Here is a 22,799-nt window from a genome sequence, read left to right on the forward strand (position 1 = left end):
GAGACAATCAGGTCAGGCGACGTTTGGCCAACAGCCAGATGAAATAGCTGCCGCCGACAATGGAGGCCAACAGGCCTGCGGGTATCTGTTGCGGCCAGATCACCACTCGCCCAAGCCAGTCCGCCAGCAGCATCAACGACATGCCAAGGCCGGCGGCAATCAGCAGCTGGGGCATAGCACGACGCGCACCGAGCATATTGGCCATATGCGGTGCCAACAGGCCGACAAAGGCAATAGGGCCCAGCATGGAGGTGATCAGCGCTGTAATCAGAGCGACTAGCAGCAACAGCAGAATGCGTGAGCGCGACTTGTCCAGCCCGCGCCCGGCGGCAAAGCCATCACCAATGGCAATCAGGGTCAGGGCACGGCGGGACATCACCGCCAGCAGAACACCCGCCAGCGTGCCCGCCGCCAACAACAGGGATTGGGATGCTGAAATGCGGTAGGTGGAACCGGCCAGCCAGCCCAGAATGGCAGTGGTGTCTTCGGTACCGCGCGCTAACGAGAACTGCACCACGGCATCCAGCAAAGCAGCCAGTGAGATACCGGTCAGCGCCATAATGCCCGGGGAATAGTCGTGCCGCCGGCCCAGCAGTAACAGCACCAGCAATACAGCCAGACTGCCGCCCAATGCCACCACTGGCCCGGCTTCCCGGATGGAGCCACCAAACAGCATCACACTGACCACCAGCGCCAGCGTCGCACCGGCGGAGAGACCCAGAATATCCGGGCTGGCCAAGGGGTTGCGAATCAGGCGTTGCAGCACCACACCGGCCACGGCCAGACCGGCCCCGGCACTTGCCGCCGCCAGCACACGGGGCCAGCGGAAAGACAGGATCAGTTCATCCGGCCAGCTCAACAGCCAGCCCTGGGCGCCGGGCGACAGCATTAGCGAAAGTGCGGACAGCATCAGCACGGCTAGCACCAGCACCAGTGCCGTCGTTGGGTGCAGGCGCTGGCGCCCTTCCGGCAGCTGGCGACTCATTTCCCCGCCACTGCCCAGCCGGCTGCGGGCCAGCCAGATCAAGGCGGGAGCCCCGATCAGCGCCGCCGCAGCGCCGCTGGGAACCAGATCCGTGGACCACTGACTGAACAACAGCGCCAAAGCATCGGTCGCCAACAGCAGAAACGCGCCCAACAGCAGGCTGAACCCCATCTCGTCGCGGGCACTTTTACTGCCCAGCATACGTGCCAGGTTCGGTGTCAGCAGGCCGATGAAGCCGATCAGGCCGACCGCCGTGATACTGATTGCAGTCAACCAGAGCGAGCACAGCATGAGCACCAGCATCACCGGCAGCAGGCTCATACCACGCCCCTGGGCCGCGCTGTCGCCCAAACGCAGCAGCATCAGCGGGCGCGCTGCCAGCACAAGCAACAGCGGTACCAGCCAGAGGCGCGGCAACAGCCATTCAACCCAGCTCCAATCGGTCTGAGCCAGGTCACCGGCCCCCCAGATAAACAGATTACGGGCATACTGATCATTCAGAAGCACCAGCCCGCCAGCAATGGCCCCCAACAACAGATTAACGGCCATGCCAGCCAGCACCACCGGCAGGCCACGCAAGCCATTACGTCCGGCGATCAGTATCACCAGCACCACGGCCAGCATGGCTCCGGCAATGGCCGCCCAGCTGCCCCAGACTGCCGCCAGCATGGGTGATACCAGGGTAATAACCACCAGCCCCAGCCAGGCACCCGAAGCAGCCCCCAGCGTCATGGGCGACACCAGAGGATTTTGCAGCAACTGTTGCAGGATACTGCCGGTCATCCCCATGACTGCACCTACCAGCAAGGCCATTACGGCGCGGGGAGCGGACGAAAACCAGTATTTGTAGTCAGCAAAATCCGCCGGCGCCGTGCCGGTCAGCAGCGACCATTGCGCTGCTGTGGATAACTCGGTTTCGATCTGCAGGTGCAGCCCCAGCATGACCAGCAGCAGGCACAGCACCACGCCATAGCGTTGGATCAAGGCGCAATCTCCAGCAGCGAGCGGGTCAGCGCCTCGGCCATCAGTTCAATCGAGGCTGCGCCACCATAACTCCACACCGGCTCCACGGCAGCAATGCGGTCGTTCTGTACAAAGGGCATGAACTGCCACAACGGCATGCTGAACAGCTGGTCACGCTTGGGGAAGGGTTCGATATAGAGCAACACGCCCTCGCCCACGGCCGCCAAATCGGTCACCTTCTTGTGTGTCATGCCCCACTGGGTCGAAGGCTGTGGCATGGCCTGTTCCAGGCCCAGCCCCTGCATGGCAGCCGCAACGCTGGAGTTGGCGCCATATACCAGGGTATGCGCGGTATCGCCGAGGCGCACCACCGTTACCTTGGGCAGAGAGGTGCCAAAATGCGCCCGTAACTGTTCCGCCAGCTCATCCATGCGCTGCTGACGGCGATCCAGTATCGCCTCTGCTTCAGCTTCACGGCCCAGCGCCCGTGCCAATGTCTGGAACGAGCGGTCGATCGCTGCCAGGTTATCGTGATCGGCACGGTAGTTATCGAAATAAAGCACCGGTGCGATGGGCGCCAGCTTGTCGATCAGACCGCCCTGCTGGGAACCGATCAGAATCAGATCCGGCTTCAGGCTGGCCATCACCTCCAGGCTGGGCTCGTCACGCCGCCCGACATCGACCACCGGCTCGGGAATGACAGGCTTGACCACCCAGTCGTTGTAGCCACGAATGTCGGCCACGCCCACAGGCGTTACACCAAGCGCCAGCAATTCTTCGGTCACCGCCCAGTTCAGGGCAACCACCCGCTGCGGCACCGTTTCAAATCGCTGGGTGCCCCGGCTGTCTTCCACTTCGACAGCGGCCAGTGCCTGAGCGGCAAACAGACTCAACATAAGCCCCATCAGGGCACTACAGATACGCTTGGCAAACATGGTGAGTTCTCGAACGGCAGGTTTCAGGCAACGACAGCCACCGGCGCATCCCGCTCGGGATGGGCACAGAGGCGGATATCAATATCGTAAAGATCAGACAGGGTGCTCTCTGACATCAGTTCAGCCGGGGAGCCATCAAACACGGGCCGTCCCTGCTTCAGCGCCAGAATGCGATCGGCATAGCGCATGGCCAGGTTGATGTCGTGCAGAATCACCACCACGCCACGACCGGTGTCACGATTAAGTCGGTGCAGCAGGGACATAAGCTCATACTGATGCGACAGATCCAGTGCCGAGGTTGGCTCGTCCAGCAACAGCAGAGGCGATTGCTGGGCCAACAACATCGCCACCCAGGCACGCTGACGTTCGCCACCGGATAGCAGATCCGTGAGCTGGTCAGCGTAATGGAGCACATCGGTTTGCGCCATCGCCTCCTCCACCAACCGATGATCCTGCTCACTCCAGCGCGACAGCAGGCCACGCCAGGGGTAACGCCCCTGCAGCACCAGCTCTCGCACATCCATACCGGCCACAGCCGGCAACTGCTGTGGCAAAAAGGCGATTTCACGGGCCAGTTCTCGCTGGGAATAGGTTGCCAACGGGCGCTCATTGAGCCTCAGCTCCCCCCAATCAGGGAGCAACTGGCGCGCCAGCAGCTTCATCAATGTGGATTTGCCTGACCCGTTGTGACCGAGAATGACGGTCATCTCATTGGTCGCCAGGCGCAGGTGATCCACCGACAGAATATCGCGTCCCTGACGGTGAACACCCAGATTATTCAGCTCCAGCATCCGGGCTCCATTCCTCCTGTAAGCGTTTGATACGGATCGAGACGGGCTGGCGTGGGCAGGTTTTACACAGCTCGGCCCCGTCGAGTCGGTAATGCTGGCAGCAGCCCTTACGGTCCAGCGCCAGATCAGATCCACCCTGAGGCAGCTCAAAGGCGGTCAGTGCACTGGCACCTTCCAGCCCTGCCTCTTCCAGCCATTCCTGAGCCAGTCGATAAATCGCGGCATGGCTGCGCTCCGCCAACAGGGGTCGCATGCGCAGCAGTGTGGCCAGAATACGGTCAGCCAGCAGGCGCCGGGCCAGTACCGGATTCATTCGGATCACCGGGTTTAACTGGGCCAACAGCTGGTCACAGGCGTCGCGCAGATGCGAACCGGCTTGAGCACGGGACGGGGCCTCCGGGCGCAATACGCCTTCGCCCAGCATCATCCCCATAACAAAATGTCCCTGGGGTTTCTGCCCCAGACAGCTCAGGTCAGTCCGGCACTGCAGTATCTCGGTGGCTGCCAGCACCAGCATTACGGGCTGCCAGGTGAGCAAGCCCCAGCTGCGTGCGCTCCAGTAATGACGCCCGGCTTCGGGATGCTCGTGCTGCAAGGCCGACACCAGTGTCTGGATCAGAGCGCCATTATCGGCACCCACGCGCAGCCAGTCAGGGTCCGGTGTGCCCTCCACCAGCTCCAGTCCCGGCAACAGATCGGCACAGAGCCGAATCAGCCTCTGGTTCGGTGCTTCTGGCGGGGGTTGGGCTATCCGTGCAGGCTCCACAGTCTCTCCCGAGCGAGTTCATCGAATCGCACAGGATAGTAACAATTAAAATAAATGACAATGATTTGCATTATTCAGGATGATTAGTTCCTTATGCCCAGACACAAAAAAACCCGCCGTAGCGGGTGTCTATCTAGCCTACCTCTTTGATTTCTCTAGCTTCTCGAGTGTTACACACCTCAAGGTGTCACACTCGAGGAGGGGCTCATGTCCAAATTTATAGTCAAAAACAGACACGGCAACATATACTATTGCCGGTTTAAGCTCCCAGCCCATCTCGCAACGAAAGCGGGCTTTAGAGAGCTTAGACGTTCACTAAAAACTTCGGACAGGCGAGAAGCGATAGTCGCAGCTCGCGCCATTAGAGTAATTTTTGATCAATTTTTGCTCAGAATCACAATGATGGACAAACACAACACCAACATCCTCCAAGAGGAAATGAAAGAGCGTATCAACAAGGTAATCAGGCTCGTAAGAGCGCACTCCCCTGCCACTGCGGCAAGGCTCACACCAGACGAAGCTCTCGAAATTGCCGACCAAATTGATGCTCGAAAATCCAAGTCGGATCAACAAGTAATAGACAACGTTCTAGATGAAATTCATCCGGAGTCACGCCTGCAGTCTCAGCCCACCGCTGCAGCTACAGCGACTCCCACCAATCAAACTGAAGATTCCATTGCAGACTCCTTACCAGATGAGAACCAGCCTACCCTGCTAGAGACCGCGAGGGCTCAGCTTCAACTCTACGCTGTAGTCGAGGAAAAGCGAAAAGCGAGTCGCAAGTATAGGGATCTCAAGACAGCTATAAAGCAATGGGAGAAGCACGTCGGGGACATACCGCTTCACACGCTGAACGCTAAAATTATTAATCGGTATATTTCCGGCATGGCAGAAGGAGGCATCACACCGGGCGGACAAAAGGAAAGAGTCGGCGCCATGAAACGAATGCTCGAGTGTCAAAGCACTGATCGAAACAAGTGTCTTAACGGCGCAAATCCGTTTGAAGAGGTTGGTGTACGTGTGACTCCCGATGATCGAAAGACCAACGAAAAGCGGTCAATGTTCACTAGTCAGGACGTTTTAGCAATCCTGGACTCCGACGCTCGCTCACGCTACGACAATTATCTCTACTGGCTCCCGCTTCTCGCCGCTTACACCGGAGCCCGTAAAGCTGAACTCCTGTATTTATCAGGTGGCGCGGTCCTAAAATGCCCTGCAACGGGCCTGTGGTACTTCGACTTCCAGATTGAGCGCAACCCGGAAGGGGTAGCGGTACGCTCACTAAAAAGCCCAAACTCAGCGCGCCGCACCCCAATACACTCAGAGATAATCCAGGCTGGCTTCCTCGACTTTGCTAAACAATTCGCCGATCACCAACTGATCTTCTGGCCAGGTAAGTCGATCAACGATTCTGACATCAATAATGAGGATATTCGCTACTTTACTGAACGAACATCCAGCGCGCTGACAGACAAAATTCTGAAGGCCGCCGGAGTTCATGCTAAGCGGATAAAGACTTTCCACTCATTTCGCCATACCGTGATTAATCATCTTTCTAGGCGTGGTGTGTCGCTTGAATTAATACAGCGCTTGGTCGGCCATTTTGACAAAAAAGATAAAGAGTCGCTTTCGACTGTTACTGAGACCCACTACGTTAAAGACATTGACCTCTTTCGGCAGCTGCACAATGTTGTCGAACTAATCGACTATTCAGAATCAATAACGTAGTAGACTCCCTATACCACTAGCGCCTGTCAGGCTGTGTCAGTCGAGGCTCTACTTATAACTCGGGATACAGCAGCTCGTGTCCACGAGCTGCCCCGAGGCGTTCGAATATCCTGTTGATTCAGCCAGTCCGCCAGCTGTTGGAGAGTATCCATCCCCTGCTCTCGGGCGCGTATAATTTCGTTCATAACAAGAGCTGCTGTCCGGTCAGCCATCGCAGTTCTGGCAGCCCGAGCACTTGCAGTCACATCACCAGAACGCGCAAGTCGAGCTTCTGCAATGTTTGGATTGCCGAGCTTGACCCCTCTAGCCTTCGCAGCCCGCAAGGCGGCCTTTGTCCGGTTCGATATAGCTTTCCGCTCAGCTTGAGCCATAACGGACATCAGCTGTACCATCGTCTCATTCGCTTCTGGCATATCACAGGCGACGAACTTAACCCCCGAATCCTGCAATTGAGCAATGAAACCAACAGATCGTGACAACCGATCAAGTTTTGCAATAACCAACCGCCCTCCTAGCAGCTGACAACGCTCTATCGCAGCCTGCAATTCAGGCCTTTCGCTGTTACCACCTGACTCAATTTCGGTGTACTCTGCAGAAACAGAGCAACCCGTCGTTTCTGCATAGGCAGCTACATCACGCTTCTGTGCCTCGAGCCCCAGACCGCTCTTGCCCTGCCTAGAAGTGGAGACTCGATAATATGCGATCAATCTGCTGTCGCTCATTCTTCCCCCGAGACATGTATCATTCTGTTAAACGAACATTTAAGAGAATGATACAAAATTCGTCAGTGTATTTCGGGGCTAAGCGTCTCTAATTACAGCTACATTGGGTATACATAAAACTGAAACTGAGCCCATATATTAACCCACTTCCATGCAAGCTTCTTCTACAGTAAGCCCCCTCTTTCTAACCCTGTATTTCAAAGTTGAAACTGGCACTGACACAGCCTCGCTTAATGCCTGCCATGAAGGGTACTCTTTTCCATTAAACAAAATTTTTTTGCCATGTACTTTATTATTTATATCCTGTATTACAACCCACTTGAAATTTTCTTTTCCCCAAGGTAAATCATCATTTACCCTTGTCAGCGAAGCCCCCTTAAAATAAGAAGGTAGAACATCCCTTGCCCAGTTATCGTAATTGAACCATTTTGGTGATATTACCCCCTTCCTCCTACCGGCCTTTACTCCATTTATAAGTGATTTCCATCTCCTCCATTGCCTTTTTCCTGCTTCTTTATGGCTGGATTTTTTTCGTGATTTTTTGGGTATAGCCTGGCCTCTTCTTATAGATTTCTCAACAATAAACTCAGGAACACCTATTTCTTTTGAAAGTACTCTGGAGGCAGCCAAAATAGACGGATAAACATGCCCCATATATTCTATTTCAGTACCTAATATCCTTCCGCGCCCTCCTCTAGTGAGGACATTTAACCCCTTCCCAGATGTTGCTTCTTTTTGGTTAATCCAATACTCTTCACGCTCTTCCAGATTACTCAAATCATAAACATGCTCAAGAATACTCAAACCAAAGCACCCGGGACCAAATTGATTGATCTCTTTTGAAATTTTTCGGGAGTCTTTTTTGGATTGAATTATATGCTGAAAATGCCTCGATTTAGGATTTTGAATTGTCTTCCCTATATAAAAGTGACCATTGATCGAATTTTCTAACATGTATATATACCCAACACCAAATTCGTCTTCTCTGGTGTATATTGGTGTATCTATCGCAATAAAAATGGGCCAACCATTTTGTATTCTTGATTTTACAGTTCCGTAGTGCTCAGATAAACCAGCTAAATTCAAGAAAGCCTTTAGGCTAGGAAAATATTGACCTTTGTATTCTTCATATACATCCCCTTCATAAATAAAAGATTTACAATTCCCTCTACCTAATTTACAAACCCAATCCTTTTTATTTAAATGCGCTGCCAAATAGCATATTTCATAATTACAAGAGCCACTATTTATGTAGCTTTTTACTCTTGATCGGAAAGTTTGATAAGAGCATATCGGTTTTTCATAGGTATCATATAAAGACTTTAGATCTACTGGTTTTTCTTCGAAATTTACTATCGTCTTTCGGGGTGAATAAATTTTCTTATATTCTTTTGAAGGCATCAAAAGAGCATCGTTAACAGAACTTTCTGTCAGCAAGCCTCGCTCTTCCAGCGCATAAAACCTTTTTTTGAAAAGAGCCAGGCTAACTTTTTCACCCTTTGAGTGTTGGTAAGTGAACTCTGCTGTTTCATGTAGTCTCGCTTTCATTTGGCTACCCTCGCTTCAACTCACCACAAGGCTAGACAATGCGCGAAAAAATATCAAAAAATCCTTTTTAATCAATAGGTTATGTAACTCACCTGTGACTTACCATTGCGCAAAGAAATACAAAATTACAGACCAAAAATCAGCTACTTAGCCCATCCGTTTGACAAAACCTCTGCCTGCTTCAATACAAGTTCAACAGCCTCCGGTGCCTGATCAGGCGGGTACTTGTAGCGTTGCAATGTGCGACGCACCAAAATACGCAGGCGAGCACGGACGCTTTCACGCACCTGCCAGTCAACAGTGGTGGACTTCCGCAGCTTTTCTGTGACTTCGACTGCAAGCTTCTTCAGAATGTCGTCACCCAGCTCACGTACTGCACTCTCATTGTTGGCCAGTGCGTCGTAAAAGGCGATCTCGTCGCCATTCAGGCCGAGCGCCGCTTCTCGTGCCATCTCTTCCTGAAACTGCTTGGCCATGGCGATCAGCTCTTCGATCACCTGTGCCGTTTCAATGCCTCGGTTGTTGTACTTGCGCAGGGTCTCCTGCAGGCGGTCGGCGTACTTTTTCTCTTGTACAACGTTGTTGCGGGTCTTGGCCTTGATGTCGTCCTTGAGCAGTTTTTCCAGCAGTTCTACCGCCAGGTTCCGGTAGGGCATCTGGCGCACGTCCTCCAGAAACTCGTCCGACAGCAGGCCGATGTTGGGCTTGTCCAGCCCGCACAGTTCGAACACGTCGTCCACACCACCCGCGACGATAGCGTTGTCCAGTATCTGCTTAAGTGCCGAGTTCTGCTCGGCCTGTGTCAGCTTGCGGTCTACGCTGGTCGCCTTGGTGATCGCAGCTTTCACATGAGATAGAAATGCCACCTCTTTCTGTAGCGGTTGAACCTCATCAAGTGTGCCGCAAAGCGATAGCGCTTTGGTCATGGCCAGCACGGTATCAAGGAAGCGCTTTTTGCCGTCTGGCAGTCCAAGGATGTAGTTGGCCGCCCCGATAAGCAGCTTATGCGGCTGGGTCTCGAATTCACTGTAGTCGAAGCCATCACCCTGTGTGCCCTTGGCGAACATACCCCGGATGATGTCCAGCTTTTCTAGCAAAATGGCGTAAGCCTCTTCGGCGCTATGCGTCGGTGAGCCTTTGCCCTTTGAGTCGGTGTATGTTTTCAACGCCTGCTTCAGCTCGTTAGCGATACCGATGTAATCCACTACAAGCCCACCGGGCTTGTCCTTGAACACCCGGTTCACACGGGCGATGGCCTGCATCAGGTTGTGGCCCTTCATCGGCTTGTCGACGTACATAGTGTGACAGCAAGGGGCGTCGAAACCGGTCAACCACATGTCGCGCACGATCACCAGCTTCAGCGGGTCGTTCACGTCCTTGAAGCGCTTCTCGAAGCGTTTTTTAGTCTGTTTGTTGTAATTGTGCGGCTGCAACTCGGCCTTATCGGATGCCGAGCCGGTCATCACGATCTTGATTGCGCCCTTTTCCGGGTCGGTGTCATGCCAGTCAGGACGGAGTTGTACAATCGCGCTGTACAGCTGCACGCAGATGTCACGACTCATGGCAACAATCATCGCCTTCCCGTCGATGCTGGCGGTGCGGGCCTCGAAGTGATTAACCAGGTCCTCGGCAACCTGCTTCAGGCGAGGTCCGGAGCCCACCAGCTTCTCCAGCCGACTCCATTCGCCCTTAGTGCGCTCGCGGGTACTGACATCTTCCTCGTCCTCTACTACCTCATCCACCTGCTCCGACAGCTCTTCAATCAGATCACGATTGATGTCCAGTTTGGCCAGCCGGGATTCGTAGTAGATCGGTACAGTCGCTCCATCGGCCACGGCGTCCTGAATATCGTAGATAGACACGTAGTCACCGAACACCGCACGGGTGTCCTTATCGTCGCTGGAGATCGGCGTACCGGTGAAGCCAATGAAGGAAGCGTTGGGCAACGCATCACGCATGTGTTTGGCGTAACCGAACTTGTAGCTGCCATCCTGCTTCAGAGTGGCTTTCAAGCCGTACTGGCTGCGGTGAGCCTCGTCTGAGATCACCACGATGTTGTGACGGTCGTTCAGGATCGGGTGCCCAGATTCGTCATTCAATAGCGCGAACTTCTGTACGGTGGTGAAAATGATGCCGCCGGACTCTCGTTCCGCCAACAGTTCACGCAGTTTGTCGCGATCTTCTGCCTGTACCGGCGTCTGTTTCAGCAACTCCTTGGCAGCGCTGAAGGTGGCAAATAGCTGGCCATCCAGATCATTGCGGTCGGTGACAATTACCAATGTGGGGTTATTCATCTGAGGTTGCTGCAAAAGCTTGCCCGCATAGCAGCACATTGAAATGCTTTTGCCGGAACCCTGCGTGTGCCATACGACTCCGGCTTTTTTGCTGCCCGGCTCCACACGCTCAGTATAAGTAGCACGGCGCTCACCAATTCCATCAATATGTTCGGCAGCGATCACTGTAGCTTTCACAGCCTCCCGCACAGCATGAAACTGGTGGTATCCGGCGATCTTCTTGATCAGGCGATCGGCATCGGTCTCAAACAGCACAAAATGGCGGATGTAGTCGAGCAGCAGTTCACGGTCGAAGAAGCCGCGTACCAGTGTTTCCAACTGCCACTCCAGCAACGGTTTGTCGTCTTCGTGCTTGATGGTCCGCCACGGCAGATAACGTTCCTGGTTGGCGGTCAGGGAGCCCAACCGCGCCGTGTAGCCATCACTGATCACCAGCGCCTCGTTATATACGAACAGCTCGGGCACTTCGTCCTTGTATGTTTGGATTTGATTGAAGGCATCCCAGATGTCAGCATTCTCGCTGCCGGGGCTCTTCAGCTCCAGAACAGCAACAGGCACACCATTGATGAAACACACGACATCGGGGCGGCGCAGCTGCTTGCTGCCCTCGATAGTGAACTGGTTAATGGTGCGGAAGCGGTTGTGTTCCAGTGCTTCGAAGTCGATCAGGAAGGCGCGATCATGTATCGGCTTGTCGTCGCGCTTGTACTCAACCGGCACGCCTTCCAGCAGCAAGCGGTGGAAGGTGCGGTTGTTGGTGACCAGGTCCAAACTGTCGGGCTTACTGACTTGTACAACGGCTTGCTCGACCGCTGACTCCGGCAGGTGCGGGTTGATGCGACGGATGGCCGCTTCCAGATCAGCCAGTAACAGGATCTGTCGGTAGTTGGCACGCTCGGGCGCTGGCCCGTCACAGGCGATGTCCGGCCCGTGGGCAATCTCCCAGCCGTTGTCGGCGAACCATTCGAGGCAGAGTTGTTCCAGTTGGTCTTCGTTCATCGGTTAGTCCCTTAACAGCCTGCGCCACGCACAAAGCCTCACAATTCATTTGACACACACGGCCCGACGCTTATACTGGTCACCAATACGCCCGGCGCCTCTTCACAACCTTGTTGTGTACGCGCCGGTTCTCATTTCTGGGGCCACAAACTCCACGCCTGCCAGCCTTGTATTGCACCGAAGTCTTCGATTTTGACAGCGCCCGTGGGTGACTGCGGAAACTCTTCTATGACATCACACAAACGCCGGTGCCAACTGGATTTCGGGCATATCACCTGAAGCATGGCCTGCATCAGACAGAAATAAAAGAACGGCCTCGCATTGTTCATACCTTGCCAATATGAGTCACCGGATGGCAACGGTGAACGTTCCAGCACGTTGATATTCCACAGCCGGCTATGGTGCGCTGATACATTTCGGATGAAGTTCAAGCTGCGCAGCCATGACGCAAAGGCACTGCCGTCAGGCGCACCGTACTTGGCGGCAATGAAGTCTCGATCAGCGACCTTCATGCCGGCGTAAAGCTTGGACATCATACCGAAATCCCAGACTTCGACAGCAACCCAAATGGGTAGCCTGCCATAGTTGTTCTGGTAATGCTCTACGAAGGGCTCCCGACGTGAGCGCTTTAGGTGAGCCTGGTACTTGTCGAGCCATAGGTCGTGCTCTGTACGCCCTCTCGCAGGGCCTCGCTTTTGGATCTTCTTGCTGAAATGCCCATGCAGGCAGCCAGGATTCTCATGTGCGTATGGGTCGGCTTTACCCAGCAGATGAGCTATATCTACGCGAACGGCCATTTCAATGCGCTCCAGAGCATCCATGGCCATTAACCGAAGCTTCTTGTCGAACACGTAGAGTTGTACCACGTCAGCAAAGTGACTGCCTTCGATAAAGCTGTCCAAACGCCGTGGCACCGAGCTGCTCGCGGTCTGTACTGGGTCTAATTTCCGAAATGGATACCAGTACCCACTAAGACGGTAATACCCAAGACGTTCAAGATAGCTTTTAGCCGCCGCAGGGTCGTCTACTACCATACCTCGCTGCTGCAGCAGGGCCAGTTGATCGTTCAGGGATTTCCAGGGCTTGGGGTTATGCGGCATCTCTGCATCCTGGCTGGGCTAACGGCCTGTTCCCAATTGTGGCCTGTATATTGTGTTGTTGATCAAGCATCAGTCTTCTCTACAGAGTCGAACGACGCCTGCTTAAGCTGCTGATTGATGGCCTTTAGCGGCTCGCGCAACGCTGCTTCGAGCTGCGTCATATGTTCAACCAGCCAGTTTATCATCTCCGGCCAGTTTGCCTTATCATAGCCGTCGACCGCCTTGGCGTACTGAATGCGGCAGGCTTTCTTGTTGAGCAGTGGTAGCCAGTCCAGCGCGTGACCAAAGCTCGCTTCTACATCTGATTTTTGCGCTTCCAGCCGGTCGAACACGAAGCTATTGGCTTCCGCCTGACTGTTCTGCAGGCTCAGGCCAACGCGGATTTCGCTCTTGCCGAAGATCATCTGGTACGGCATCCCGCTCACGCCGGAGCCGGCGCTGAGCCAATGATCCTTGGCGGGGCTGATGTTGTTGTACAACGTACAACGGCTTTGCCCGAAGGCCTCCAGTGCCTGTTCCCAGAACGCCAACCGCAGCGTGTGACGTTGCTTCTGCTCAGTGTCGGCGCTCTTCTCTTCGGCCTCTTTGGCGACCATGCCGATCATAAACTCGGTGGACTCCGGGGTCGGGATGATCTGCTCCACATTCAGAAACAGCTCTCCACCGGCCTGATAGGGGGTGACCTTGAAGCATTGGCAGGCGATGCCGAACTGGCTCAGCCAGAGCACCGTGTTGGTGACTTCCTTGCGGTAACGGGCGGCGACGAAGATGAGGCGTTGGGTCTTGATGCGGTTGATCTGCGCAGCCTCCAACCCGTCTACCTCCAGAAACTCGATCAGGTTGTCGGCGGCATTAGCGGCGGGTTGCCCAGTTTCCTGAGCCTTCTGGTTGAGGTAGCGCTGGTAGATGTCAACCACCTGTGACTTGCTCAGGTTGGCGCAGTATCCGGCGTACTTCAGCGCCTGCCAGACCACGTCGCGCCCGATGTCATCCAGCTTGTTCTCGATGATCACCAAGTTGCCGTCCTTGTCGATGGCTAGCAGGTCGAGGCGCTCGCGGGTGTCGTCGAAGCCGTCGAACTCCTTCTGGATGATCAGTAGTTCCTCGCCGTCGCCTTGTGCCAGTGCTTGAGGGCAGTTCTCCAACCACTCCTGCAGATGCTTACGCTCGGTGAAGCCGAGCTCACCAAAGCGCTTGGCCTCCAGCGGGGCGATCCGGTTGCTGGCGGGGTCGATCTTATACATGGGCTACGCCCTGTAACTCAGGCTTGGGCTCCTCGGCATCAGGCAGGGTCAGTTCGCCAGAGAGGAGTTTAGGGAGGAGGGTGTCTCTGGTTTGGGCTAAAGATTTGCTCTGATCTCCGTTACTTTTCGCTAAATACAGGTAACCACCCGCGATAGCATCAAAACGGTCGACAATCTCTTGGGGGTAGATCACCCAGTCCAAATCAGCCAAGGCCTTGGCATTTGCTCGTTGTCGCCCGCTTGTGCCAGTCATAGATTGTATCGCAGCTGAGCGGAAAGTCTCGTTACGCGCAATGAAGTACCCGAGTGAGACGGGATATGGAGGCTTAGGTCGCAGGACGATATATTCGGTTGACCCCCAACCAGTTTCCCCCACCTTCAGAAAATCTACAAAGGCCGTCTTGCCGTTTTCGAGACAGGGGGTTATTCGGGCCAGCAAAGTGTCGCCGTTGACAAACTTAGTGCCGCTACCCATTTCCCTCTCAGTGACCTCATCTGCGAGATGACCTGATGTAGGAACATTTTTCATGTCGAGATAAGGAGCGACTGTGCCCTTTTTCAGGGTTCGGCGGGGGTTAAACTCCAAAAGGTCGGCTAAAGTTCCAACTGACCACCCCTCCGGTATCTCACCCAGCTCACTGTCCTGCATGGAGGATGGGAAAAGTTCGGCGGTGGCTCGCAGTTCGGCGTACCGCTCCGGCTGCTCGGCTTGCATCTGGGACAGCTGGTCGGCGTCCTTACCGGTGATCACCTGTATGGCGGCCAGCAGGGCGTCGTCATCGGTGCCACCTGCGTTCAGTACGGCGATCTTGGCCTTGACCGGCTCGAAGTCGACGAACCAGCTCTTAAAGATCGCCTGCGCCATCTGTTCGAGGGTCTGGTTGATCTGGTGGTTGAGCTGGATTTTGTGGTCCAGAGATTCAAGAATTTGTGCAATCCCTTTTTGCACCCCAAGCGGAGGCAATTTAAGCTCAATCGACTTCAATGACGTAAGAGGTTGACCGATGCCCGGCGTTCCCACTTGAGAAGCATTCTTGAGTAGCTCGTGCCTTCCCTGTCGACTTTTAAAGAAGTAATAGATGTACTTAGGGTCGGCCTTTTGTTTGTCACAAGAAAGCTTCATCAAGCTGGTAGATAGGACGTACCTTTGAGGACCTTCCACGATGCCGACTTCGCCTATCGCCCCGCGATGGGGGAAAACTAGATCGCCATGAAACACATTACATGTTTTTAGCTCGTCAGCTTTCTCTTCTGTGACGTAGACGAAGTCATTAACAAACGCGGGGCTAGGCCCTAGGTTTGTACCTCTGATCACCGGTACGCCTGTTTCAACGTAACAGTCACTTTTCATGCGAGATCCAAACGGCCCAATTGCGATGGCGCTTTTGCTTTCAGCCTGAATCTCATCAATTCGAACAGTGGGCCACCTAGCACTCATACCCAAGCCCCCCCAGATTCCGCTTGATCTCAGCTTCCAGTCGGTCGCTCTCGGCAAACTGTTCGCGCAACTGTTCGGTCAGTCGAGCCATCTTTTCCGCGAAGGGCTCGCCGTCATCCTCTTGATCCGGTGCGCCGACGTAGCGGCCCGGTGTCAACACGAAGTCGTGTTTCTCGATCTGCTGGAAGTCCACCGAAGCACAGTACCCGGCCACATCTTCGTACGCTTCACCACGCTGCCACGCATGGAAGGTGTCAGCCACTTTGCTGATGTCGTCAGTGGTAAAGTCACGCACCACACGATCACGCATGAAACCGATGTTGCGGGCGTCTATGAACAGCACTTCGTCGCGGCGGTCGCGCTTCTTACTGCCCTTGCCGGACTTGTCCTTGGTCAGGAACCAGATGCAGGCGGGGATCTGGGTATTGGTGAACAGCTGTCCCGGCAGGGCGACCATGCACTCGACGAGGTCTTCTTCGATCAGGCGCTTGCGAATTTCGCCCTCGTTATTGGTGTTAGAGCTCATGGAACCGTTGGCCAACAGCAGGGCCATGCTTCCGGTGGGCGCAAGGTGGTGCAGCATGTGCTGCATCCACGCGAAGTTGGCATTGCCCTTGGGCGGAGTGCCGTATTTCCAGCGGGCGTCTTCGGCCAGTGACTCGCTCCACCAGTCTTTCATGTTGAACGGCGGGTTGGCCATCACGAAGTCGGCACGCAGGTCTGGGTGCTGATCGTCGAGGAAGGTGTCGCCGTTTTTCTTGCCAAAGTTGAAGTCGATGCCCCGGATCGCCATGTTCATGGCGGCCAGCCTCCACGTGGTGGGGTTGGACTCCTGACCGTACACGGAGATGTGCTTCTTCTGTTCGGCGGCGTCGTAGCGCTGCTCCTTGGCGTGCTCCTCAATGAACTTGTCGCTGGAGACGAAGAAGCCGCCAGAGCCCATGGCCGGGTCGTAGACGCGACCGGAGTAGGGTTCCAGCATTTCAACGATCAGGGTCACGATGCTCTTGGGCGTGTAGTACTGGCCGCCTTGCTTGCCTTCTGCCAGCGCGAACTGACCAAGGAAGTACTCATATACGTGGCCGAGGATGTCCTTGCTGTGCAGACTCAGAGGCTCGCCGTTGTACAACGGCTTGGTGAACGAGGTGTCGGAGAAGGTGTTGATCAGCCCCAGCAGCTTATCGTTGTCCAGCTGGTACTGACTGATGCGGTTCAGGATGCCCTTGAGCTTAGTGTTACTGCGCTCAATCTCTTCCAGCGCGTTGTCCATCAGCCACGATACCGAGCGCAGCTTAACATCATTACCTGCCTCGTCCTGCCAAAGCACTGTGCCCACCGGCAGCACCGCCTTTTCCTTCAGCGTGTTCCAACGGGCCGCCTTGGGCACCCAGAACACGTTGGCTTCCCGGTAGTAATCCAGCACTTCCAGCTCCTCCTGCAGAGCCTGCTGGTACTCAGCATCGCTGTCGTAGTCGTCACGAGGCAGATAGTAGATGTTGTCGTCATCTTCGGTCTGGAATTGCTCCAGCAGCGACTCCTGACGTTCCTCAAAGGCATCGGACACGTACTTGAGGAAGATCAGCCCCAGTACCACGTGCTTGTAGTTAGCGGCATCCAGGTTGGAGCGAAGCTTATCGGCGGCTTTCCATAATTTGGTGTCAAGGTCGTTCAGGAATTGCTGTTCTGCGTTGTTCATGGTTTTTCCGGGTGAATGTGAAGTTAAAACTGACCAAGTGCCTGTGCACCAGCGAGGGATGCTGCCTTGAACATGGAGCGAACTGCATCAGACACTGCACCCTGTGCCCCACTTTTAATCGCTTCACTAAACTGATCAACAAATGGCTGGTTGCTTTTTCGCTCCAACGAAGCAGGCACTGAACCTAGCAGCGTTAGCCCTTTCAAGGTAAGACGTGCCTTTGGAAACTCCGGCCCAGTGAGAGTTCGTCTTTGAGGCTCGTAGGTGATAAAGCCTTCCATGCTCAAAAAGGAGAGTGAGTTCAACGATAATTCAGCGCTGAGATCAAACAGCTCTTCTCCCTTCACGTCCTCGATCATGCAGGCAACCGAAGATGCCTGGAGGTCAGTGGGGTTCGGAAATTGACGATACAGCTCTAGAAGGGTGATCGCGACAACCTGATCAAACAGCTCAATGTTTCGATGCTCCGTCATAGTATGGCTCCATGCCTACACACGCCTGTTTAGAGAAACATTCTGTCGCATTCATGCCGCATAATCCACTAGTCGATGCTGGCGCAACAGATACCACAGTTTCGACGGCCTTAGAGCATTCATCAACGTGTTCAACGACAGAAAAGGTTGAAAAAATGGGGAATTTTTTACTTTCCAGGTGGACATTTTACGACATTTTTCAACCTGCCAAACCTCACTAGCGAGGCCTATACAGCTGATACTGAACTTGAGGCGTCTCACTCCGGCCATGAACGGAGACATATTCTGCGCTCCAGGCCTCTCGTTTGCTGTATTCAGGCGTCAATCAGGATGTTTTGGTGCCGCTGAAGCAACCCCGCTCAGGTTGGACTTCCGTGAAGCCTTAACTGAAGTCACTAAAAGTATAAGGGTCAAAACAAAATAGTGCTCGGCAGACAAGAACCGCCCGGATCAGACCAAAACCTTACACCTAAGAGAATGACAGATAGCTTAGCCTCCTATCGCCCAGATTAGCTCTCTGAGCGGCATTCCCAGTCAATACGACATGACTTTGCTCCATCAGTAAAAACAGCGTCAGAGCGCTTTCAGAGCGCTCTCAGACGCGAATAAGATGTAGCCAGTCAGACTACTTACTGTCATGAACTACAACGTTTCGGCAAAAGAGTCTTTGCACCGGGCAGGACTCAAGCGAGAACCAGCCCCGCCCGGTCATCATGATCAAATGGTCCCTACCCTCTTGAGTTCTTGCTGATGTTCATACATACGTGCATACAGCTCATTGGCTATTCTGCGTAGGCTCTGCGGGGCGTAAAAGGGTTTGCCCTTGTACAGCCTGTCGCTGGCCTCCAGCTGTTTACTCATGTAGTCAGCTACGCCAATATTCATTGGCACACGTTTCACGAAGAGGTTCTCGAACCACTCAGACTCCTTTGGGGTATAAGAGCAGTCTCCATACTCCATATCCATCTCCAAGGCTGTGCGCTCAAAACTACCGGGCTTAGCATAGATTTTCAGCTCGTAGTGATCTCGAATATCCACCCCCGATGCTCCACCGGATGTGTATCGCTTTAACATGCTCTCAATCTGCCCCAACATATCTGGGATACAGCTGATCACTATATGAGCATGAAGACGCTTATTGCCTTGCTTGCCCTTCTCTATCACCAAAAAGAAGTTCACCGGCAGCATCAATTTTCTAAACGCCTTTTGGAGCTGATCAGAAAACGCGCCCGCAGGCCCTTTTTTAGCCCTTATCAGACGCTGCTCCTGTTGTTCACTGAAGTTCACCGTAACAAAAGCAAGCTCGCAGCCCGGGTGCTGCTCAGTCCAGTTCTCCAACGCCAGATACAAGAACCTCAACTGGTAACTGGCTCTTCGTTTACCCCTTAAGTCAACGAGCTTTCTCTTCTTTGGATTGGGTAGTGAAGGAAGGTTATCTACACATATGATATTACTGTTAAGAGTGTCTACTGGTAGATGATCATTCCCTGTTAATTCCGAATTAATCAGAGACCGCATGATTCGTGGGTTTGGCCGCATTTTCACCTTTCCTGTATAAGCGTAAAAATTCGCAAAACGCACCTTGCCGTCGACCGGCAATTTAGAAGTTTCCTGTTTCAAATATATGGGTAGTTGACAGGCCAACAACTAGCAGCTATTGGTATGGCGGTAAGCTCTAAACAGATCCAGCACTGGAGGCCCTACCTGATGTCAACCTCACCAGACTCATCAAATCAAAGCACCAGCCAACAACGGACTGGGCATGTGGAAAAGGATACTCCCCTTCGCTCCCCGAACATGACCACCCAACGAGCTCTACATGAGCTGCAGGCTGGCCAAGGTCAGAAATTTGCATCTGTAGAGGAGTTAATGAAGTCATTGGCTTCTGACTGATACCAGATTCAGCTTACAGTGGTATGCCATCCGTAGGCTTGCCCCACTGGCTCCCCTCGCAAATTTATCAGCCCTGTATATGTGGCCTGCGCCCTCCTTGGATGACTTAACTAACCCAGCCCTGCCCTACCAGCCTTCTCTTCTTCGGATGAAGTATCGGTAGTGGCCGCTCTACTGTTAATAAATTAGGGTTAAATGTATTAGCTACTATTAAGTGATCATTGCCGGTTATGGATACCCTTGCCGCAGCCCGCATGACTCTTGGATTTGGTTGCATTCTTTCTTGGATCAAAAACATCTTTTTCCGCAAAATGCACCCTCAGAGGAGTGCTGTAGTGAGTTTCAATCAAGCAAAAAGACTACTCACCATTGGCCAGTCGTCAAGTCAGGTTGTATGGCAAATGGAGTTGAACCTGTCCGGCAGCCCTAGCAGTAGCAACACGCTATCTAAAACGGAGTGAGTGCTTCTCACTCTAGCCTTGAAGCCAATTGTAACGACTTACCTCTTTCGACTATGCTTCGGGTACTTTAAACAAAACAGGTGGTACACCAAGGTGTAACACATCGTGAAGCCAGCCTAATCAATTCAATGAGTTACTGAAGGCCCAGACACAAAAAAACCCGCCGTAGCGGGTTTTTTCATAGGGTTTGAGTCAGGCGTTCAGGATCAAACCGCCTTGTGCGCGATGATGTCTTTCCATTTGGCCGGGCCAGTGGTGTGGACAGACTCACCGGAAGTATCAACAGCAACCGTTACCGGCATGTCTTTGACTTCAAACTCGTAGATCGCTTCCATACCCATTTCCGGGAACGCCAGCACCTTGGAGCCGGTGATCGCTTTGGATACCAGGTAGGCTGCACCACCGACGGCCATCAGGTAAACCGCCTGGCTGTCCTTGATCGCTTCAATCGCCACCGGACCACGCTCGGATTTACCGATCATGCCCAGCAGGCCAGTGCTTTCCAGGATCTGACGGGTGAACTTGTCCATACGGGTGGACGTGGTCGGGCCAGCCGGGCCAACGACTTCGTCACGGACCGGATCAACCGGGCCCACGTAGTAGATGAAGCGGCCTTTCAGGTCTACTGGCAACTCTTCACCGTTGTTCAGCATCTCCACCATTTTCTTGTGGGCAGCATCACGACCGGTCAGCATCTTGCCGTTGAGCAGGATGGTTTCGCCGACTTTCCACTCTTTCACCGCTTCTGGCGTGATCTCGTCCAGATTCACACGACGGGTGTTGGCACCGACCTCGAAGGTCACTTCCGGCCAGTCATCCAGGCTCGGCGGTGTCAGTACAGCAGGGCCGTTGCCGTTCAGAGTGAAGTGGGTGTGACGAGTCGCCGCACAGTTCGGGATCATGCACACCGGCAGAGACGCCGCGTGTGTCGGGTAATCCATGATCTTAACGTCCAGGATGGTGGTCAGACCGCCCAGACCCTGAGCACCGATACCCAGGGCGTTAACCGCATCCATGATTTCCAGACGCAGTTCTTCAACACGGTTCTGCGGGCCACGCTCGCGCAATTCGTGGATGTCGATCGGGTCCATCAGGGACTCTTTCGCCATTACGGCCGCCTTCTCGGCGGTACCGCCGATACCGATACCCAGCATGCCCGGCGGACACCAGCCGGCACCCATGGTCGGTACGGTTTTGACGATCCAGTCGACAATGCTGTCGGACGGGTTGAGCATCGCCATCTTGGACTTGTTCTCGGAACCACCGCCTTTGGCAGCAACGTGTACTTCCACTTCGTCGCCTTCAACGATTTCGTAGTGGATCACCGCCGGGGTGTTGTCCTTGGTGTTCTGACGCTTGCCAGCCGGATCAGCCAGGATAGAGGCACGCAGTACGTTATCCGGGTGCATGTAGGCGCGACGTACGCCTTCGTTGACCATGTCGGTCACGGACATTTTGGCGTCCCACTGGACGTTCATGCCGACTTTCAGGAATACGGTGACAATACCGGTGTCCTGACAGATGGGACGCTGACCTTCGGCACACATGCGGGAGTTGATCAGGATCTGCGCCATGGCGTCCTTCGCCGCCGGGTTTTCCTCTTTCAGATAGGCTTCGTGCACACCCTGCACAAAGTCGATCGGGTGGTAGTAGGAAATGAACTGCAGCGCATCAGCAACGCTGCTGATGAAATCATCCTGGCGAATAACGCTCATTGACGACTCTCCAATCTGGCTTGGTTTTGGTTCATTGCGGTCGGACTCTTTCTATGAAGAGGTCCAATCACTGGCAGAATCTGGGGCGGTATTATACATCAATTTGGCGCCAGGATTTCTCGGGTATTGGTATTAGACCCAGAACCCCAAGGGGTTGAGCAACGCGACACAGAAAAGCCCGCCGAAGCCCAGTAACAGACGTGCGGTTGCCGGGGTCAACGGACGCCGCTGCTCCGCCGATACCTGCAGCAGGCGCACTGGCTTGAATACCAGCAGCAGACTGGGCAGCAGCCAGAGCGCACCAGGCAACAACCCCAGCGCCAGCAGTACGACAGCCATCAGGTAGGCACTGGCCAGCAGAATCAGGTAGAGACGAACAGACGCTGCATAGCCGATACGTACCGTCAGCGTATGCAGACCGTCCTGGCGATCACTTTCATAGTCTCGCAGCTCGTTGCTCAATAGCAGCAAGGATACCAGCAGACTGACCGGCACCGTCTGCAGCAACAGAGCAGTATTCAACTGTGCCCCCATCGCCAGGGCACTGCCGGCAATCATCAGCACGCCCATCAGCCAGAACACCAGCACCACACCCAGACCACGGCTTTTGTAGTTCACCGGGCTCAGGGTGTAGCCCAGAGCGCCGACCAGCCCCAACACGCAGAGCAACAAAAACCCCATGCCCTGCTCAACCACAAAATGAAAGCCGATAACCGCCGCCAGCAGAAAGCAGAGCATGCCGCAGCGGAAGTTGTAACGAATGGCATTGATCAGCCCCTCCTGCCCCGGTTGCTGACGCAGCAGGCGAATATCGGCGTGATCGTTGATCAGATTGACACCCGCCTGCAGCAACACGCCGCCGACCAACACCAGTACCGCGGATATCAGTTCGATAGGCTGCTGCAGGGCCGCCAGCAGGATACCGATCAGACAGGTCACCAGGGCCACTGGAAACGAAAACGGGCGCAATACGCGGATAAATGCGTATTTCCCTAGTGCCTGATCCGCCTTCTGTGCTGTTTTCACCACATCCATTCAACTTCACTCC

At 54.3% G+C, this 22,799-nt stretch carries 16 protein-coding genes; 1 reads left to right on the top strand and 15 read right to left on the bottom strand.

The window, feature by feature from the left end:
• Nucleotides 1-7: 7 nt before the first annotated feature.
• The 4 genes from fhuB to O3C79_RS17355 are packed head-to-tail and all read right to left on the bottom strand — an operon-like array spanning nt 8 to nt 4,440.
• A complete protein-coding gene (fhuB, locus tag O3C79_RS17340; protein WP_494384111.1) occupies nt 8-1,969 on the bottom strand; it encodes a Fe(3+)-hydroxamate ABC transporter permease FhuB in 1,962 nt (653 codons plus the stop codon).
• Nucleotides 1,966-2,883 carry an ABC transporter substrate-binding protein gene (locus O3C79_RS17345; RefSeq protein ID WP_494384112.1) on the bottom strand — a complete coding sequence of 306 codons (918 nt, stop codon included), beginning with the start codon at nt 2,881-2,883 and terminating at the stop codon, nt 1,966-1,968. Before O3C79_RS17345 ends, fhuB begins: the two co-directional genes overlap by 4 nt.
• 23 nt (nt 2,884-2,906) lie before the next feature.
• Nucleotides 2,907-3,674 carry an ABC transporter ATP-binding protein gene (locus O3C79_RS17350; protein WP_494384113.1) on the bottom strand — a complete coding sequence of 256 codons (768 nt, stop codon included), beginning with the start codon at nt 3,672-3,674 and terminating at the stop codon, nt 2,907-2,909.
• Complete coding sequence (locus O3C79_RS17355; protein ID WP_494384114.1) at nt 3,658-4,440, bottom strand: siderophore ferric iron reductase; 783 nt, start codon at nt 4,438-4,440, stop codon at nt 3,658-3,660. The genes O3C79_RS17350 and O3C79_RS17355 overlap by 17 nt, the downstream gene beginning before the upstream one ends.
• A 207-nt stretch (nt 4,441-4,647) precedes the next feature.
• Here O3C79_RS17355 and O3C79_RS17360 point away from each other — a divergent pair, with 207 nt between their 5' ends.
• Nucleotides 4,648-6,168 carry a DUF6538 domain-containing protein gene (locus tag O3C79_RS17360; protein WP_494384115.1) on the top strand — a complete coding sequence of 507 codons (1,521 nt, stop codon included), beginning with the start codon at nt 4,648-4,650 and terminating at the stop codon, nt 6,166-6,168.
• Nucleotides 6,169-6,194: 26 nt separating this feature from the next.
• On the opposite strand, the gene O3C79_RS17365 is transcribed toward O3C79_RS17360, so the two are convergent.
• The 11 genes from O3C79_RS17365 to O3C79_RS17415 all read right to left on the bottom strand — a co-directional run bounded on the left by O3C79_RS17365 (nt 6,195) and on the right by O3C79_RS17415 (nt 22,786).
• The gene (locus O3C79_RS17365) at nt 6,195-6,890 is read right to left on the bottom strand and encodes a recombinase family protein (RefSeq protein ID WP_494384116.1); all 696 of its coding nucleotides are present in this window, start codon (nt 6,888-6,890) and stop codon (nt 6,195-6,197) included.
• 138 nt (nt 6,891-7,028) lie between these two features.
• Complete coding sequence (locus O3C79_RS17370) at nt 7,029-8,438, bottom strand: GIY-YIG nuclease family protein (protein WP_494384117.1); 1,410 nt, start codon at nt 8,436-8,438, stop codon at nt 7,029-7,031.
• 143 nt (nt 8,439-8,581) lie between these two features.
• Nucleotides 8,582-11,731 (bottom strand): type I restriction endonuclease subunit R, encoded by a 3,150-nt coding sequence (locus tag O3C79_RS17375; RefSeq protein ID WP_494384118.1) that lies wholly within the window; start codon nt 11,729-11,731, stop codon nt 8,582-8,584.
• Between the two features lie 131 nt (nt 11,732-11,862).
• Nucleotides 11,863-12,831 carry an Abi family protein gene (locus O3C79_RS17380; protein WP_494384119.1) on the bottom strand — a complete coding sequence of 323 codons (969 nt, stop codon included), beginning with the start codon at nt 12,829-12,831 and terminating at the stop codon, nt 11,863-11,865.
• A gap of 62 nt (nt 12,832-12,893) precedes the next feature.
• Complete coding sequence (locus O3C79_RS17385) at nt 12,894-14,075, bottom strand: DUF4268 domain-containing protein (RefSeq protein ID WP_494384120.1); 1,182 nt, start codon at nt 14,073-14,075, stop codon at nt 12,894-12,896.
• Nucleotides 14,068-15,426 carry a restriction endonuclease subunit S gene (locus O3C79_RS17390; protein WP_494384121.1) on the bottom strand — a complete coding sequence of 453 codons (1,359 nt, stop codon included), beginning with the start codon at nt 15,424-15,426 and terminating at the stop codon, nt 14,068-14,070. Before O3C79_RS17390 ends, O3C79_RS17385 begins: the two co-directional genes overlap by 8 nt.
• 76 nt (nt 15,427-15,502) lie before the next feature.
• Nucleotides 15,503-17,209: a class I SAM-dependent DNA methyltransferase gene (locus tag O3C79_RS17395; protein ID WP_494384122.1), complete on the bottom strand. Its 1,707-nt coding sequence runs from the start codon at nt 17,207-17,209 to the stop codon at nt 15,503-15,505.
• A 23-nt stretch (nt 17,210-17,232) separates the two neighbouring features.
• Nucleotides 17,233-17,682, bottom strand: coding sequence for a hypothetical protein (locus O3C79_RS17400; protein WP_494384123.1), 450 nt, complete (start codon nt 17,680-17,682; stop codon nt 17,233-17,235).
• A gap of 717 nt (nt 17,683-18,399) precedes the next feature.
• The gene (locus O3C79_RS17405; protein WP_494384124.1) at nt 18,400-19,281 is read right to left on the bottom strand and encodes a hypothetical protein; all 882 of its coding nucleotides are present in this window, start codon (nt 19,279-19,281) and stop codon (nt 18,400-18,402) included.
• Between the two features lie 961 nt (nt 19,282-20,242).
• Complete coding sequence (locus O3C79_RS17410; RefSeq protein ID WP_494384125.1) at nt 20,243-21,751, bottom strand: fumarate hydratase; 1,509 nt, start codon at nt 21,749-21,751, stop codon at nt 20,243-20,245.
• 132 nt (nt 21,752-21,883) lie between these two features.
• Entirely contained in the window at nt 21,884-22,786 is a 903-nt protein-coding gene (locus O3C79_RS17415) for a prenyltransferase (protein ID WP_494384126.1), read from the bottom strand.
• Between the last annotated feature and the right edge of the window lie 13 nt (nt 22,787-22,799).

Source organism: Marinobacterium sp. NO-S09, assembly GCF_059179545.1.

Bases quoted from the DNA above. Each gene is read 5' to 3' on its own strand.
- O3C79_RS17345 (WP_494384112.1), bottom strand. From the start codon at position 2,883: ATGTTTGCCAAGCGTATCTGTAGTGCCCTGATGGGGCTTATGTTGAGT.
- O3C79_RS17350 (WP_494384113.1), bottom strand. From the start codon at position 3,674: ATGCTGGAGCTGAATAATCTGGGTGTTCACCGTCAGGGACGCGATATT.
- O3C79_RS17360 (WP_494384115.1), top strand. From the start codon at position 4,648: ATGTCCAAATTTATAGTCAAAAACAGACACGGCAACATATACTATTGC.
- O3C79_RS17365 (WP_494384116.1), bottom strand. From the start codon at position 6,890: ATGAGCGACAGCAGATTGATCGCATATTATCGAGTCTCCACTTCTAGG.
- O3C79_RS17370 (WP_494384117.1), bottom strand. From the start codon at position 8,438: ATGAAAGCGAGACTACATGAAACAGCAGAGTTCACTTACCAACACTCA.
- O3C79_RS17375 (WP_494384118.1), bottom strand. From the start codon at position 11,731: ATGAACGAAGACCAACTGGAACAACTCTGCCTCGAATGGTTCGCCGAC.
- O3C79_RS17380 (WP_494384119.1), bottom strand. From the start codon at position 12,831: ATGCCGCATAACCCCAAGCCCTGGAAATCCCTGAACGATCAACTGGCC.
- O3C79_RS17385 (WP_494384120.1), bottom strand. From the start codon at position 14,075: ATGTATAAGATCGACCCCGCCAGCAACCGGATCGCCCCGCTGGAGGCC.
- O3C79_RS17390 (WP_494384121.1), bottom strand. From the start codon at position 15,426: ATGAAAAGTGACTGTTACGTTGAAACAGGCGTACCGGTGATCAGAGGT.
- O3C79_RS17395 (WP_494384122.1), bottom strand. From the start codon at position 17,209: ATGAACAACGCAGAACAGCAATTCCTGAACGACCTTGACACCAAATTA.
- O3C79_RS17400 (WP_494384123.1), bottom strand. From the start codon at position 17,682: ATGACGGAGCATCGAAACATTGAGCTGTTTGATCAGGTTGTCGCGATC.
- O3C79_RS17410 (WP_494384125.1), bottom strand. From the start codon at position 21,751: ATGAGCGTTATTCGCCAGGATGATTTCATCAGCAGCGTTGCTGATGCG.
- O3C79_RS17415 (WP_494384126.1), bottom strand. From the start codon at position 22,786: ATGGATGTGGTGAAAACAGCACAGAAGGCGGATCAGGCACTAGGGAAA.